Below are 14,053 nucleotides of genomic sequence, written 5' to 3'. Positions count from 1 at the left end.
AACCTACATAAAATCTATCGAAGTAGGAATGTTTGTTACTGTGGATATGGAAAGTTGGGTATAAAAAGGAACGGCAGGATTGAAGTCTTAAATAAAGTTAAAGGTGAATAGAGATGGATGATTTTTACTAACTTCAACAGTAACTTAATATGTTAACTTATGACTGACCAATCATGGACGCTATCAAGGAAAATAGGCTTTCGCTTCAGTTTTATTTTCATTCTTTCGTTTATCCTGTTTAAGAATAATGGAGCTTTCTCGTTATTGGGTTATTTGACTCAGTTTCTGACTACGCCGATACGCCAGTTATGTCATTGGTTTGCAATTCATATTCTAAATTATCGGTATGACTACGCAGTGTATACTAATGGCAGCGGAGACACCTCGTATGATTGGGTTTCTTTGGCGGTATTTTTGGCTGTTGCGGTATTAGGGACCCTGGTTTGGTCTGTGTTGGATAGAGACAGGAAGAGCTATAATACCTGTTACTATTGGTTGACAGCGATTACGAGATACTACATCGCATTTATGCTGATCAATTATGGTGTTGTCAAGCTGACTCACTCGCAGATGCCTCCTCCGGGGCTGGGTAGACTGATGCAACCTTTGGGTGAGTTTTCTCCAATGGGACTGGCTTGGACCTATTTTGGTTATTCCAAAGGCTACAATATTTTCGTAGGTATCGTAGAGATACTTGCAAGTCTCCTGCTGTTTCGCAGAACAATGGTACTCGGGGCGCTGATCACCACAGCTGTGAGTATCAATATTATGGCGACCAACTATTTTTTTGATGTCCCTGTCAAAATTGTTTCGACAGCCTTGTTGTTATTATCGCTCTATCTGCTCTTACCTTATCTCCGGACTTTGTTCAATTTGTTGGTGCGTGGGCGTCCTGGTCAGTTGCAACTACTGGAAAGGCCAGTATACGCGAGACCTTGGAAAAATAAGCTGATGATCGGGCTCAAAGTGGTGATTATTCTTGTTTTTGTAACGCAGCAGATTACAGGCTTGTTGAATAGGCATAAGCTAATTGACCACTATTTCAAGAAATCAGCATTCTATGGTATTTACCATATTGACGATGATAATACCGAGCGGAAGAGTATTCCCAAGGATTGGATGTCTATTGTCTTTGAACTCGATGGCTATGCGAGTGTTCGGGATAAATACTATAAGAAAATAGCGATAACACCAACAATAGATGCTGGTAACAAGACAATATCACTAAATAATTACACATTCGACTATTCTGTTGATGATAATGGCGATGTCTTCTTAAAGAAAGTTTTTGATAGTCGTACAGAAGTCATCAAGTTGGTTAAGCAGAAGCCAGAGGACTTTGAACTGAGGAAGCGTGGGTTCAATTGGATACAGGAATATCCTTATAATAGATAGGGGACTGTCTCATTTGAAACAGCCCTATATTTATTCCGTAATAACTTGTATTCCTGCCATATCGGCTTTGTATTTTATTTTTTCGATAAGCCCATAGTAAGACCAATTTCGGAGGAGGAATTCGTCTTCTTTGGCGACTTCTTCTTTTAGACTTTGGTTGACGAGCAGGAGAGTGCCTGCTTGCGCCTTGATACAGATGTCTATCAATCTGCGGCTGTAGAGGTGAAGTTTGTTGTCCACGTATTTTTTCTCCTTTTCGTTGTATTGATCTAGACTTTTTAGTTTCTTCTTACGTCCGTGGCCGCCTCTGGAGAACGCTGCCGCCCGTTGGATACGATGTCTGGCCGATTGTATTGCGATACGACGGTAGAGAAACTCTTCTTTATTCCCGATTTGAAAATTCTCTTTTTCAATCTGTACCGTGATGGGATGCTCAACAGCTAATGAGGCCTCGGCAATAATATGATCTTTTAGTTCCTGTTGCTTTTTAGGCATTTCCAGTGCGATTAGTAAGAAAATCTTACCTTTTACGATCTTGATAGAGCTTCCGCAGATCTTGATCTGCCCTACGAGTGCGCGCTGTAATAATACCCGTTTGTCCGATCGGTCTTTGCCAAGGTACGTTCGGAAAGGGATTTTGAACAGAGTAAACTTAAAATCTCTGTTATTTTCATCCTTATGGAGTTTGATCTGGCTACCGGAAAATGGAATGGGCATATCCTTTTTGTAGTTACGTAGGGACTTGGTACCTTTCCAATAGTCTAGCCTTTCGGTATTGAAGGTTTTTATCAGCGTCATGTTGATACAGGACAGGATATCGGAGTGGATCTTGCCCTTAAAATAACGGGACAATATTTTATAGGTCGTATTCATTCGTGATGTATTTAGTATGCCTTCTTCATCCTTGTTGCGGTCGGCTAGTTTGATTTTTACGTCATCCTGTAAGTAGATCAGGTCTTTCATCTGCTCTTGTATGTACTGGTGAGACATCACCATATTAGCTCCGCGGAATACGACATCCTGCCACTCGAATAGCGTCTTGTAATATTCGGATCGTTTTTCCTTGTCGTCCGAATCAATATGTAACTGTATTTTTCTGGTGAGTACAATAGTGTCTTTTTCCATGATTTATGCTGTCTTTTTAGTGGATTTAACTTTAGCTCGTGCTTCTATAAATATTTTTTTGACAAGGGATGAACTTAGTTGGAGTGATTCTGAGATCTCATCGAATGACATCTGAAGTTCATAGCGCATACGTAATATCTCGGCCTGTTCTGCCGAAAATTCGCCTTCTAACTTTATTGAGCTAGGGGTGTTGAGGATATTGAGTTTGTCCTGACTTTGAAATATCTGACGTAGGGCATCAATTGTTTTTTCTACTTGCAAACTGACTTCATAATCCGATATTCCACCTAGGTAGTAGGCAATTCGTTCATAATTAAAGCTGTATTGTAAACATAATTTGATAAAGTTCTGTTGCTGTTCGGAAAGGAAGGGGAGCAACTTATTGAGTTTTTCAAGCTGACTTTGTTTCTCCTCCTCCAGTCGTTCTAAATAAACAGTATCTATTTCATCCTCAGTTTCCATATCGTAACCCAACATGAATTCTTGATAGTCTTCAATACTATCTAAACGTAATAGGCTACGTTGAAATCTATTCCTAGTTTTGGTGAAGTATATACCAATCGCCGCTCGGATCTGTTTTTTTAGAAAGTTAAATACGGCTTCACTGTCTTCGATCTGCTCTCGGAAGAGCCACAGACGAAAGAAAGCCTCCTGTACAATACTCTCTGCTGCACATAAGTCTTCGGTGGCACGTTCGGCCCGATAGCAGAATGTATCGAAGTACTTTTGGTAAAAATAATCCAAACCTTTTTCCTTCCCCTCCTTGAGCAAGGAGAGGTGGAGCTGTGTGTTGCATAGCTTCATGTTTTAATTGTTTAGCGTGCTGTCAAAATAACTGCGTATAACCTTGGCGATTTTGCCGGTTTTATCTTTTGTTGCCAAGGCTACCGCAGTTGTGTGTTGTTTGCTAGACGTATTGGTATGGGGTGCTGTTTTTTTTCTCACGCCACCTATAAGATGGTGGTTGTATATTTCCTTAAATTTTACTCAACTATTTTTCGTCATATCGACCTTGTGGAGATATCTATGAACTATGTAGGGTTAACTACTTTTGCAATTAATAATTGCCCTACACATTTTGGTCATTTACAGGCGACGAGTCTTAGATATATTTACCTATACTTTGTTAATACCCTACAAACTGTGAGCATCTACAGGTGTTCAGATTGACTGATTGTAAAACAAAGAGTTGTTACTACCCTATCAAATTGTATTTGCTTATTCATTTCGTCATACCGAGCGCAGTCGAGTGCCTGTTCCGAGTATCGGAATATCTATGGACTGTCTGGTATTAAATGTTATCTCGTTAGATCTCTCTATTCCGCTGCGCTACAATCGAGATGACGGGGACAAGACAAATAAATTGTCATTAAGATGATTAAAGCAAAAGGGTTACAGTAGAAGCCGTTTTTAATACCCTACACACTGTGATCAACTACAGGTCGGGGGAATAATTTAGCTTTAATCGGGTTGTTACTACCCTACAAATAATATTTGCTTTGTTCCTTTCGTCATCTCGACCTTGTGGAGAGATCTATTAGTTTTACAGGATACTTCTAGCGTTAGATCTCTCTATTCCGTTGCGCTTCAATCGAGATGACGTGATGGGAATAAATTTTGATTACCTACAGGGTGCCCCTGTGTGTTTTCAATATAGGGTACTTAGTGAGTGGCAATACACCCTCACTCTACGGCTGAACAAGCAGCCTCGTGTATGTTGTTTAATTTAGTATCTTAATACTATGGAAAGAGGTGGTGTGATATACATGCTAACTAATGTAAACCGAACTGTGCTCTATATTGGAGTGACTTCTGATTTATACACTAGGTTGGTTGAGCACCGTGAGAAGCGGTATGCCAATTCGTTTACGAGTAAGTATAATTCCTGTCTCTGTGTTTATTATGAATCCTTTCCTACGATTGAAGAAGCCATTGACAGAGAAAAACAACTCAAGAAATGGAATCGCTCCAAGAAAGAAAATCTCATCAACAAGCTTAATCCACAATGGAACGACCTCTGGCAGGTTGTTAAGGAGTGGTAAATTAAGATGTCTGTTTGTTAAAAGCTTAGTTTTTGGGAACGAGACTCGGTTGTGTATACCCTTACAAATAGCATTTGCTTTGTTCCTTTCGTCATCTCGATTGGAGCGAAGCGGAATAGAGAGATCTATGAACTGTCAAGGAGTGACTATTATGTCGTTAGACCCATTCGACCTCACTTCGTTATGCTTCCCGATGCAATATCGGGACGCAGCAGGGTGACGGCTAGCAGACAAACTATGAGCATCTACAGGGGGCCATATACAGGACTCTATCTTTAATGTGGTTGTTACTACCCTACAAACTGTGATAATATATTGTTAGATCTCTCCGCTACGGTCGAGATGACGTCAAGATGTACAAACTGTGAGCATCTACAGAAATAATATTAAGGGTACTTAGTGAGTGGCAATGTGTCCTCACCCTACGGCTGAACAAGCAGCCTCAAATATTTTTTACCCATACCAATATGTCAAAGAGCAATATTGTTCCTATTTCATGCCTGAAAAGCATAAATGACGTGAACTAAAAATAGTGGAGGATTTTAAGCAATAATTGGTTTTTGTATAAAATTGGGCGCTAATACTGTTGCTTTACTATTACCTCTTTTTGTAATTCTCCTGCTTTAATTAGACAGGGGATTTAACGATGTTCTTATATAGTGTGTTTCTCATGATTATATATAAGTATTGGTTATCTCTAATCAAAGATAGTAGTTAATTTTATCGAAGCAAATTATTTCTTCAAATATAAATATTTTGTTTGCGCAAATATTGTTTCTATTTGTTTTGTGAGTGCAACAAATAAAGATGTTTTGATTAAAATAGGAGATGTTTTCCGTCAAAGGAGGGAAGCTCTTTCTTATTCGCAGAATGATGTAGCGGATATGACCGGGTTGACTATCAATACTATTCTTTTTCTCGAAAAAGGCAGAGGCACTACGCTTAATAACTTTTTGCTTATTTGTCGGGCATTACAAATCCAACCTCGTGATGTCTTCGAGAATGACATCGAATTAGCTCCGCTCTTTGGCCTTTCTCCTGAATCTCAAAAACGTATTGAAAAGAATCAGAAGCTCGATCATCTTGTATACGACTCCGATTTTTTTGAAACCCCGAGACGTGTCTCCGATGTGATAAAAGAGCTCGGAGCAGATAAAGCGGATAGTAACAAGTATTCGGTCTACCTGACAGGCTACTGCAAAGAAGGAGACCTAGACTATATCAAAGAGGGGAATTACAAAAAGTATTTAAAGCCTCCATCAGAGTCAGAGTTCTAGTTTTGCCTGTTTGTTTGGCAAAAGTGTTATCTCAGATCAGCTTGAATTTAAGACTACTTAGTTCAGGTTTAACTGAATGGGGACGGAGTAGGCGACTCGGACAGGAAGTCCGCGGTGGTACCCCGGAGTCCAGTCTTTTGCTCTCTTTAGTACTTCGATGGCTCTTTGCCCTGTACCATATCCTAGATCATTAATGATTTTATGTTCGGAGGTCTTTCCTGTTTTCTCAACTACAAAGCTGATGAGTAATTGTCCCGATACGTTCGCTTTAATAGCTTCAGCCGGGTATCTATAGTTGTTGCCTATAAACATTCTCAGTTGCATGATGCCTCCTGGGTATTCGGGTTCAACATCTTTCTGTGTGTACTTGTGCTGTTGCCCTAGGCTGTCTGTTGTTACTCCTTTTTCTAAAATTCCGTTATTGTACCATTCTTCAAACTGAGACTTTCCATTATGAAGGAAGCCTGTCCAATGTCCTTCGCGTAGCCCGTTGATGTATTCTCCTTGTTCTTTTTTGGTCTCATCACGTATTATTGTGGCAATGCCATTGCCATTGCTAACCTGAACGTGGCCCAATGAGTCTGCATAATAGACAAGTCTGCTGGACAGATCTCTAGGCGAGAGGTCAGTAGGGGGAGTTGTGGGTTTTAAATGCACGATAGTCTCTTTTAACCCCCCGTTCCTATAATATTTTTTTGCCGTGTCCAGTAGCCTGTCATTACTGTACTGATAGGTGGATTTTAGTATTTCATTATCATAAAAGTCTTCTACCAAGCCTTCAAAGCGCAATCGTTTAGGGTCAGCAGCTTTGACCCAACCCCGGCGCTTCAAGTTGCCATTGGGATAGTATTCACGAAGTTGGTATAAACCTGCCTCATTGGGCTCGAGGTGCAATATGCTGGTATATGCAGCAGAATCTTGGAGAGGCGTGAACCCTCCATCTTTTTTGATGTAGGTAACGATGGTTTCCTGCGCCTGTAGCTGATTTGTTAAGCCTAAAAAAAAAAAGACTACTAGATATTTACCGATAGAGAAAATTGTATGCTTCATTATTTCCACTCACCAATGATTGTTATGCACGACGTGTATACAAACATAAGTAAAATAAATTTTATCAAGCTTTGACTAAATAGCAACGTGCTAATTGCGTTTCTCTGACACAGGTTGTATTTTAAATATGTACTTTTGTGCATATTTTTTAGTTATGAGCGATAAGGCAAGAAAAATTTTTCTAGGAATCTGTATCATTGTTCCATTTGTAGTCTACTGTGGTATTTATTATTCATCTATGATAAAAAATGCTCCTTACCGATTTTCAGATTTTGAATCCATTGAGATTACGTATGGTACGCCTGGAGAGATGTTGAATACGTACAATTCTAAGACAAGGATTTATCATTATCTGACAAAGGATAACCAGGTTTTGACGGATACATTGAAAATGCGGGACAACGACTTATTGTACTTACACCGCAAAGCGATGGAGTTGGGGTTTTGGAACGTGGATGACGACATGACTACAGCACGGAAAGATTCTACGGAAGGAAAGCAAGTGCCGCGCTATATCTTAAAATATACGTACAAAGAAAAATCTAAAGAGGTGACACTAGATGCGGATTACGCCGGTACACAAAAAATGAAAGATGCCGCCAAATCGACTATTGATGCAGTATTAACGATGATAGCTGAGGTCAAGGCGAGATAAATAAAAATATTTAAACGATAACAAAAAAGGCTCTTCAATTTCTGAAGAGCCTTTTGTATGTTAATGACCTGTATTTTCTAAGTCTTTGGGATCGTGCTTGTGCTTGAATAGAATCGAGAAGGCAATTACAATCACCAAGGTATAGATAGCGAATGCTAGCCATATATGTTGCCAATCTTTTAAATAAATCGCAGAATCGAATGTGCCATTCGTGATTTGCACTCCTTTACCGGCAATAAAGTCCAATAGTTTTGGGTTATCTGTACTGGTTTCGAGCCGTGTTGCGAGACCTGCTAGGGTGTCAAAGGGCTTCGTATAATATTTATCTATCAGCCAACCGGAGACCTGTGAACCTAAGATTGCACCAATTCCATTGGTCATCATCATAAATAGCCCTTGCGCTGAGGAGCGTATCTTTGAATCTGTCGATGTCTCTACGAAAAGTGATCCAGATATGTTAAAGAAGTCGAATGCCATGCCATAGACAATGCAGGATAGGATAATCATCCATAGACCGGAAGATGGATCTCCATAAGCAAAAAGACCGAAACGTAATACCCAGGCAATCATCGCGAAGAGCATGACATTGCGGATACCAAAGCGCTTTAAGAAAAATGGAATAGCCAAGATGAATAGTGTCTCTGATATCTGTGATATGGACATGATGATGGTCGAGCGTTCTACCACTAAGGAATCTGCATATTTGGGATAAAAAGCGAACTCGCTCAGGAATACGTCACCATAGGCATTGGTCAATTGAAGGGCGGCACCCAAGAACATAGAGAATATAAAAAAGAGCGCCATCTTGTAATTGCCAAACAGTTTGAAGGCTTCTAATCCCAAGAGTTCGGATAGCTTGGCATTTTCTTTAGTAAGGTGTTGCGGTGGGCATTTGGGAATCATGAACATCGCATAGATGCCTAGAAATATGGATCCTCCAGCAGCAATATAAAACTGGTACTCGGTCGCTTTATTGCCTGTAAGATTGGTGAGCCACATAGCTGCAATAAAACCTACAGTGCCCCATACTCTAATCAGAGGAAAGGCCTTAATCAAGTCATGGTTTCCTTTCGTCAGCGAGCTGTAGGCAATAGAGTTGGAGAGGGCTAGGGTGGGCATGTAACAACACATGGCCAGCAACATCACCGTAAAGAAGCTGTCGGGATTTGTTACCTGTGCCAAATAAATGAGACACACCGCATAGAGCAAGTGAAGTCCGATATAAAGGCGCTCCGCATTGACCCATCTGTCTGCAATAATCCCCATCAGTGTCGGCATGAATAGGGATGCGATCCCCATGGTCGAAAAGATAGCTCCAAACTGTGTGCCGTCCCATTGCTTGGTACCGAACCAATAATTGGCAATGGTAATCAACCATGCTCCCCACACGAAAAACTGTAGGAAGTTCATGACAGTTAGTCTTAATTTTATAGACATATCGATGTATTATGATTTTCGTCTTTCGATCTCATCTCGGATACGGGCTGCAGCTTCGTATTGCTCATTGGCAATCGCTTTTTGCAAGGTGTTTTCCAGTTGTTCATCGGTGAGCGATGCGTATGGAGATGCTGGAGTTGGGGTAGGTTGTTCGTCCTGTTGTTCGGGAGCCGTGCTTTCGGTGCTAGAGGCAGCAGATATATTTTCCAGAAATGCAAAGTCATTGTTTTCAATAACAATGCCTGCCGAGGCCATGATAAAATCGTAAGTGTATATCGGGCAGCCGAAACGTACGGCTAGCGCTACAGCATCGGAAGTCCGGGCATCAATTTCTAGGAGCTTTCCTGCGGTGTTACATACAATCTTAGCAAAAAATATTCCGTCAACGAGGTTGTATATCAATACTTCTTCGAGGCCGATACTAAAAGCATCTGCAAAAGACTTGAAAAGATCATGTGTGAGCGGTCTGCTCGGTGTCATTTTTTCAATCTCCACGGCAATTGCCTGTGCTTCGAAACCTCCAATAATAATAGGAAGACGTCTATTCCCATTTACTTCACCCAGTACTAATGCATAAGCGCCAGACTGCGTTTGACTATATGATAAGCCGACAATATCTAACTTTAATTTCTTCATCCTAATACACTCCGTGATATGGATTAGGCTCCCCCTTTTCCAATGATACAAACTTAGATAAAATGCTGGAAATTAACAATGGCACCGTTGATGGTGCCATTGTTAATTGATGTTTTAGTTTCCTTTATGTTTTTTTAATGCCTCTATCAATTTGGGTACAACGACAAAAGCGTCTCCTACTATACCGTAGTCTGCTACTTTGAAGAAAGGAGCTTCTGGATCCTTGTTGATGACTACGATCGTTTTGGAGGACGATACGCCTGCGAGATGTTGTATGGCTCCCGATATACCGATGGCGATATAAAGATTGGGGCTTACGACGATGCCTGTCTGACCCACATGCTCCGAATGGGGTCTCCAACCTGCATCAGATACCGGTTTTGAACAAGCGGTAGCAGCACCAAGGACTTGTGCCAATTCCTCGATCATAGCCCAGTTTTCTGGACCTTTGAGCCCTCTGCCCGCAGATACTACAATCTCTGCTTCGGGTAGTGATATGGTGTCGGTAGCACGTACGATTTCTTGTACGACTGTATTCAGATCTGTCTGTGCAATATCCGGGGTGTATGCTTCAATATTGGCAGAACCTCCTGTTTCCTTGGCAGGGAATGCGTTAGGATTGACTGTGAGAACTTTTACCGCTGATTGTATGGACGCCGTTGCTATCGCTTTATTGGAGAATGCCGAAGTCTGTACTTCAAACGTATCGCCATTGATTTGCGGTAGGCTAGAGGCTCCAGATACAATACCTGCACTCAACTTGGCTGCCACACGTGGGGCTAGTCCTTTACCGCTAAATGTATTTGAAAGGACAACTACGGATGCATTTTCTTTTTGCGCAGCTGCTGTAATAATAGAAGCGTATGCTTGATTGACAAATGATTTTAGACTGTCGGTCGTGACATTAAGTACTTTAGTGATGCCATAGCCTCCTAGTGCCTGGAGTTGGTCGTCTTGTACATTTCCAATGGAAATAGCAACGGCTTCGGTTTGAAGTTGTTCGGCGATAGCCTTACCATACGAAGCAGCTTCAAAAGCAGACTTTTTAAGTTGACCTTCTGTATTCTCTATATATATTAATACTGACATAAAATTTCTAGTTAATTATTTCGTAAACTCAATGCATTCTATTGATATAGAGGCTTGATTTAGATTACCTTCGCTTCGTTGTGTAACAGATCTACCAGTTGTTCTACCTGGTCTTCATTGACTAGAGTCACACTACCTCTTGAAGGAGGAGTCGCGTAAGACTTCATTTTTGTAAGTGGATCAACGGCGATTGCCGCGATTACCTCGAGCGGTTTACTGCGTGCCCCCATGATTCCGCGCATATTGGGGATCTTCGGTTCGGCGACGCCTTCAGCAGCACCGACGACTACTGGAAGAGAGGCGGTAAGCATTTCTTTTCCTCCTTCGATCTCCCGTTCGATATTGGCCTGTCCATTGTCGATCTGTAACCCCTTTGCGATAGATACGGAAGGGATGCCCAATAGTTCGCCTAACATAGCCGCTACGTGAGCACTATTGTAGTCGATGGATTCCCGACCAGTTAAGATAAGGTCGAAATTGTTGTTCTTTGCGTAAGCAGCAACCTGATTGGCCACAAACCAGGCATCCGATGGAGCGGCGTCAATACGAACAGCGTTGTCGGCACCTATAGCCAGTGCTTTGCGGATGGTGGGTTCTGTAGCGGCATCACCTACAGTGATAGCTGTAACGGTACCACTTGTAGCGGCAGCAAGATCGACAGCTTTTGACAGTGCGATCTCATCGTATGGATTGATGATATACTGTACACCTGCAGTATTAAAAGTTGTGTTGTCGTTGGTAAACGTTATTTTCGATGTAGTGTCCGGGACATTACTGATACATACTAATATCTTCATATACTAATCTTTTATTTTTAAACCATAAATTCATTACATTGTTGCTAAGAACGCTTGATACAGTAAATCTACTGATTAACACTTAAGTTTACTTATCAAATATAGTCAATTTTATGTAAAATCCTATGCGTGCATAATATTGGTTTTCGCTCAAGCCGCGAATGGCTCTCACTTTTTTCCGCAAAAAGTAAGCAAAACCGAAACGAAGTGTAGCTCAGCGAAGCTAAACTCATCGCTGAAAATTTTTGATACAACATTCGTGCTTCCCGCTACTATTATCAAAAATTTGTAGGCGATAAAAGGAGTGATTGTGGGGTATTTGTTTTACTTAGTATTCCCTTACAAGCAAGATTATGTGATTCCAGAAGTGGTTGTAATTGTATGGGGTTATCGCGTGCTTTAAAGTATTAGAAAAGTAGTGTTTTGTTTTTTCGTGGTCTTTGGTTTTCTTTGTAGCTTATCACTAAATTTTAATACCGATGGATAGGATAGAGCAACTCAAGGAATTCATAAAGGAGACACCTCAGGATCCGTTTTTGCATTATGCCCTGACAATGGAATATGTCAAGTTGGGGGATGTTGAACAGAGCAGGTCTGGTTTTGAACACATGGTGTCGACCTATCCGGATTATGTGGGTACCTATTATCATTATGCCAAGTTCCTGGAAAAACAAGGTGAAAAAGAATCTGCAGAGAAGATTTATGAAGCAGGGATAATTGTCGCAAATAGGATGAGGAATAGACATGCTATGGGGGAACTGCAGGCAGCTTTGAATCTCTTGCGTGGCATAGATGACGATGATGATTACTAAGGCATGTCTCAGGAGCTGTGAGAGTTTTAACTCCTAAATAACACGTTTGTGTTTTTTGGTACTGTTTTTGAAAGTCCTTTTTAAAGAAGTACATATGCGGATTTTTAACTATATATCTACAGCTCTATTGATTTTGGCTCTTTTTGTTGCTTGTATCAACAATAAAAAGCGAACTACGGCAAAGGACAAGCTGGAGAATATCGAGTTATTAGCTGCGAATATAGTTGGCGCATATACCGGCAATCTGCCCTGTGTGGATTGTGATGCTATCAGTACATTATTGGAACTGCATCGTGATCATTCCTACACGCTGACTTACCAGTATGATGGTAAATCGAATGAACGTTTCGTTAAAGAGGGCAAGTGGGAAATCGACAAAAATAAGTTGATCCTGGATGGGGTTGATTATAAATATAAAATCGAAAGTGAGCTGCTGGTACAGTTGGATCTCTCGGGGAATGAAATAACCGGCGATCTGGCGGAGAGCTATCAGTTAGCTAAGATGAAATAAAAAAGGAATCTAGTTTAGATTCCTTTTTTTATTAATCATGTTCGCAGATTTCTTTGAGCTTGGAGACGACATAATCGATCTCTGCCTTTGTATTCCATTTACTGAATGAAAAACGTACGGAAGGACGCTGGCTGTCAGCCTGAATACCGGTCAGTACATGTGACCCTATATCAGAGCCTGAGCTACAGGCACTGCCCCCCGAAGCGGATATCCCCATAATATCGAGATTGAACAATAAGACATCGGCCATCTCTGTACAAGGGAGAGATACGTTTAATACGGTGTATAGGGATCGTTGTGGATCGATGCAGCCGTTGAACTGTATATCCGGAATAGCTTTGGAAAGCTCGGCGATCATATAGCTTTTTAATTCCTGTATATAAGTATGGTGCTCTTCCATATGGCTATAAGCAATTTCTAATGCCTTGGCAATTCCGGCGATACCATACACATTCTCTGTTCCTCCACGCATATTGCGCTCTTGGGCACCACCATAAATGAACGGTTTTATCTTGTTTTTACCATTGATATACAAGAAGCCGACTCCTTTAGGACCATGGAATTTGTGCCCTGCTCCCGTCATAAAGTCGATCTTAAGCTCGGTCAGATCGTGGGGGTAGTGTCCCATGGTCTGCACCGTGTCAGAATGCAAAAGTGCATCATAGCGTTGACAGATCTCCGACACCTGCTGTAGATCGGTGAGATTGCCGATTTCATTGTTGGCTTGCATGACAGATACCAAACTGCGTGGATTCTTTTGCAAGAGCTCCTCGAGGTGTTGAATATCGATGTGGCCTTCCTTATCTACTTTTAATATATCTAAATGAATCTTGCCTATTCTTTCCAATTCTTCCAAGGTGTGGAGAACAGCGTGGTGCTCTATAGGGGAAGTGATCGCATGCGTAATACCAAAGTCCTCTATGGATCGAATGATAGCCATATTGTCTGCTTCGGTCCCACCCGAAGTAAAAAAGATCTCCGAAGGGGAAGCATGGAGTAAATTAGCTATTGTTTTGCGCGCTTTCTCTATAATTGTTTTTACCTGACGACCGTGCGTGTGTATAGAAGAAGGGTTCCCAAAATCATTTTGCATAGTTGCCACCATAACTTCAATGACCTCGGGGTCAATAGCGGTGGTAGCTGCGTTGTCTAGATATACTTGCATAGGACAAAATTAGCTATTGTATATGTATTTATTTATATTTTTTCCGAAAGAGTCTATTCTTG

At 41.1% G+C, this 14,053-nt stretch carries 14 protein-coding genes; 6 read left to right on the top strand and 8 right to left on the bottom strand.

Annotation, left to right across the window (positions count from 1 at the left end):
* Window positions 1-159 precede the first annotated feature (159 nt).
* On the top strand, window positions 160-1,395 hold the full coding sequence (locus tag M472_RS44640; protein WP_021071441.1) for a DoxX family protein: 1,236 nt from the start codon (window positions 160-162) through the stop codon (window positions 1,393-1,395).
* A gap of 30 nt (window positions 1,396-1,425) precedes the next feature.
* Here M472_RS44640 and M472_RS39060 read toward each other — a convergent pair whose 3' ends face one another.
* On the bottom strand, window positions 1,426-2,520 hold the full coding sequence (locus M472_RS39060; RefSeq protein WP_021071440.1) for a hypothetical protein: 1,095 nt from the start codon (window positions 2,518-2,520) through the stop codon (window positions 1,426-1,428).
* A 3-nt stretch (window positions 2,521-2,523) separates the two neighbouring features.
* Window positions 2,524-3,324, bottom strand: coding sequence for an RNA polymerase sigma factor (locus tag M472_RS39055; protein ID WP_021071439.1), 801 nt, complete (start codon window positions 3,322-3,324; stop codon window positions 2,524-2,526).
* 962 nt (window positions 3,325-4,286) lie between these two features.
* Here M472_RS39055 and M472_RS39050 point away from each other — a divergent pair.
* Both M472_RS39050 and M472_RS39045 read left to right on the top strand, forming a co-directional pair.
* A complete protein-coding gene (locus M472_RS39050; protein WP_235049520.1) occupies window positions 4,287-4,562 on the top strand; it encodes a GIY-YIG nuclease family protein in 276 nt (91 codons plus the stop codon).
* 812 nt (window positions 4,563-5,374) lie between these two features.
* Window positions 5,375-5,839 carry a helix-turn-helix transcriptional regulator gene (locus M472_RS39045; protein ID WP_158499927.1) on the top strand — a complete coding sequence of 155 codons (465 nt, stop codon included), beginning with the start codon at window positions 5,375-5,377 and terminating at the stop codon, window positions 5,837-5,839.
* Between the two features lie 57 nt (window positions 5,840-5,896).
* On the opposite strand, the gene M472_RS44635 is transcribed toward M472_RS39045, so the two are convergent.
* The gene (locus tag M472_RS44635; protein ID WP_021071436.1) at window positions 5,897-6,889 is read right to left on the bottom strand and encodes an energy transducer TonB; all 993 of its coding nucleotides are present in this window, start codon (window positions 6,887-6,889) and stop codon (window positions 5,897-5,899) included.
* Between the two features lie 238 nt (window positions 6,890-7,127).
* Here M472_RS44635 and M472_RS39035 point away from each other — a divergent pair, with 238 nt between their 5' ends.
* Window positions 7,128-7,544: a hypothetical protein gene (locus M472_RS39035; RefSeq protein ID WP_037458830.1), complete on the top strand. Its 417-nt coding sequence runs from the start codon at window positions 7,128-7,130 to the stop codon at window positions 7,542-7,544.
* Window positions 7,545-7,604: 60 nt separating this feature from the next.
* Here M472_RS39035 and M472_RS39030 read toward each other — a convergent pair whose 3' ends face one another.
* The 4 genes from M472_RS39030 to M472_RS39015 form a co-directional block, all read right to left on the bottom strand.
* On the bottom strand, window positions 7,605-8,981 hold the full coding sequence (locus M472_RS39030) for a nucleoside permease (RefSeq protein WP_022829413.1): 1,377 nt from the start codon (window positions 8,979-8,981) through the stop codon (window positions 7,605-7,607).
* Between the two features lie 9 nt (window positions 8,982-8,990).
* A complete protein-coding gene (locus M472_RS39025) occupies window positions 8,991-9,617 on the bottom strand; it encodes a bifunctional nuclease family protein (protein ID WP_021071433.1) in 627 nt (208 codons plus the stop codon).
* A 114-nt stretch (window positions 9,618-9,731) separates the two neighbouring features.
* On the bottom strand, window positions 9,732-10,706 hold the full coding sequence (locus tag M472_RS39020; RefSeq protein WP_021071432.1) for an electron transfer flavoprotein subunit alpha/FixB family protein: 975 nt from the start codon (window positions 10,704-10,706) through the stop codon (window positions 9,732-9,734).
* 59 nt (window positions 10,707-10,765) lie between these two features.
* Window positions 10,766-11,503: an electron transfer flavoprotein subunit beta/FixA family protein gene (locus M472_RS39015; RefSeq protein WP_021071431.1), complete on the bottom strand. Its 738-nt coding sequence runs from the start codon at window positions 11,501-11,503 to the stop codon at window positions 10,766-10,768.
* A gap of 479 nt (window positions 11,504-11,982) precedes the next feature.
* Between M472_RS39015 and M472_RS39010 the strand changes: the two genes are divergently transcribed.
* Both M472_RS39010 and M472_RS39005 read left to right on the top strand, forming a co-directional pair.
* The gene (locus M472_RS39010; protein ID WP_021071430.1) at window positions 11,983-12,315 is read left to right on the top strand and encodes a hypothetical protein; all 333 of its coding nucleotides are present in this window, start codon (window positions 11,983-11,985) and stop codon (window positions 12,313-12,315) included.
* 94 nt (window positions 12,316-12,409) lie between these two features.
* Window positions 12,410-12,826 carry a copper resistance protein NlpE gene (locus M472_RS39005; protein ID WP_021071429.1) on the top strand — a complete coding sequence of 139 codons (417 nt, stop codon included), beginning with the start codon at window positions 12,410-12,412 and terminating at the stop codon, window positions 12,824-12,826.
* Window positions 12,827-12,857: 31 nt separating this feature from the next.
* Here the strand turns inward: M472_RS39005 and M472_RS39000 are convergent, their stop codons facing one another.
* Complete coding sequence (locus M472_RS39000; protein ID WP_021071428.1) at window positions 12,858-13,991, bottom strand: cysteine desulfurase family protein; 1,134 nt, start codon at window positions 13,989-13,991, stop codon at window positions 12,858-12,860.
* Window positions 13,992-14,053 lie beyond the last annotated feature (62 nt).

The sequence above is a fragment of the Sphingobacterium paucimobilis HER1398 genome, from assembly GCF_000416985.1.
GTDB lineage: Bacteria > Bacteroidota > Bacteroidia > Sphingobacteriales > Sphingobacteriaceae > Sphingobacterium > Sphingobacterium paucimobilis.
Note: the sequence above shows the minus strand (reverse complement) of the source record. Positions and strands in the feature narration are given on the sequence as shown.

What these genes read in the sequence shown, in the direction of transcription:
- M472_RS39005 (WP_021071429.1), top strand. Translation starts at nt 12,410, where the DNA reads ATGCGGATTTTTAACTATATATCTACAGCTCTATTGATTTTGGCTCTT.
- M472_RS44640 (WP_021071441.1), top strand. Translation starts at nt 160, where the DNA reads ATGACTGACCAATCATGGACGCTATCAAGGAAAATAGGCTTTCGCTTC.
- M472_RS39060 (WP_021071440.1), bottom strand. Translation starts at nt 2,520, where the DNA reads ATGGAAAAAGACACTATTGTACTCACCAGAAAAATACAGTTACATATT.
- M472_RS39055 (WP_021071439.1), bottom strand. Translation starts at nt 3,324, where the DNA reads ATGAAGCTATGCAACACACAGCTCCACCTCTCCTTGCTCAAGGAGGGG.
- M472_RS39035 (WP_037458830.1), top strand. Translation starts at nt 7,128, where the DNA reads ATGATAAAAAATGCTCCTTACCGATTTTCAGATTTTGAATCCATTGAG.
- M472_RS39010 (WP_021071430.1), top strand. Translation starts at nt 11,983, where the DNA reads ATGGATAGGATAGAGCAACTCAAGGAATTCATAAAGGAGACACCTCAG.
- M472_RS39025 (WP_021071433.1), bottom strand. Translation starts at nt 9,617, where the DNA reads ATGAAGAAATTAAAGTTAGATATTGTCGGCTTATCATATAGTCAAACG.
- M472_RS39000 (WP_021071428.1), bottom strand. Translation starts at nt 13,991, where the DNA reads ATGCAAGTATATCTAGACAACGCAGCTACCACCGCTATTGACCCCGAG.
- M472_RS39015 (WP_021071431.1), bottom strand. Translation starts at nt 11,503, where the DNA reads ATGAAGATATTAGTATGTATCAGTAATGTCCCGGACACTACATCGAAA.
- M472_RS39050 (WP_235049520.1), top strand. Translation starts at nt 4,287, where the DNA reads ATGCTAACTAATGTAAACCGAACTGTGCTCTATATTGGAGTGACTTCT.
- M472_RS39020 (WP_021071432.1), bottom strand. Translation starts at nt 10,706, where the DNA reads ATGTCAGTATTAATATATATAGAGAATACAGAAGGTCAACTTAAAAAG.
- M472_RS44635 (WP_021071436.1), bottom strand. Translation starts at nt 6,889, where the DNA reads ATGAAGCATACAATTTTCTCTATCGGTAAATATCTAGTAGTCTTTTTT.
- M472_RS39030 (WP_022829413.1), bottom strand. Translation starts at nt 8,981, where the DNA reads ATGTCTATAAAATTAAGACTAACTGTCATGAACTTCCTACAGTTTTTC.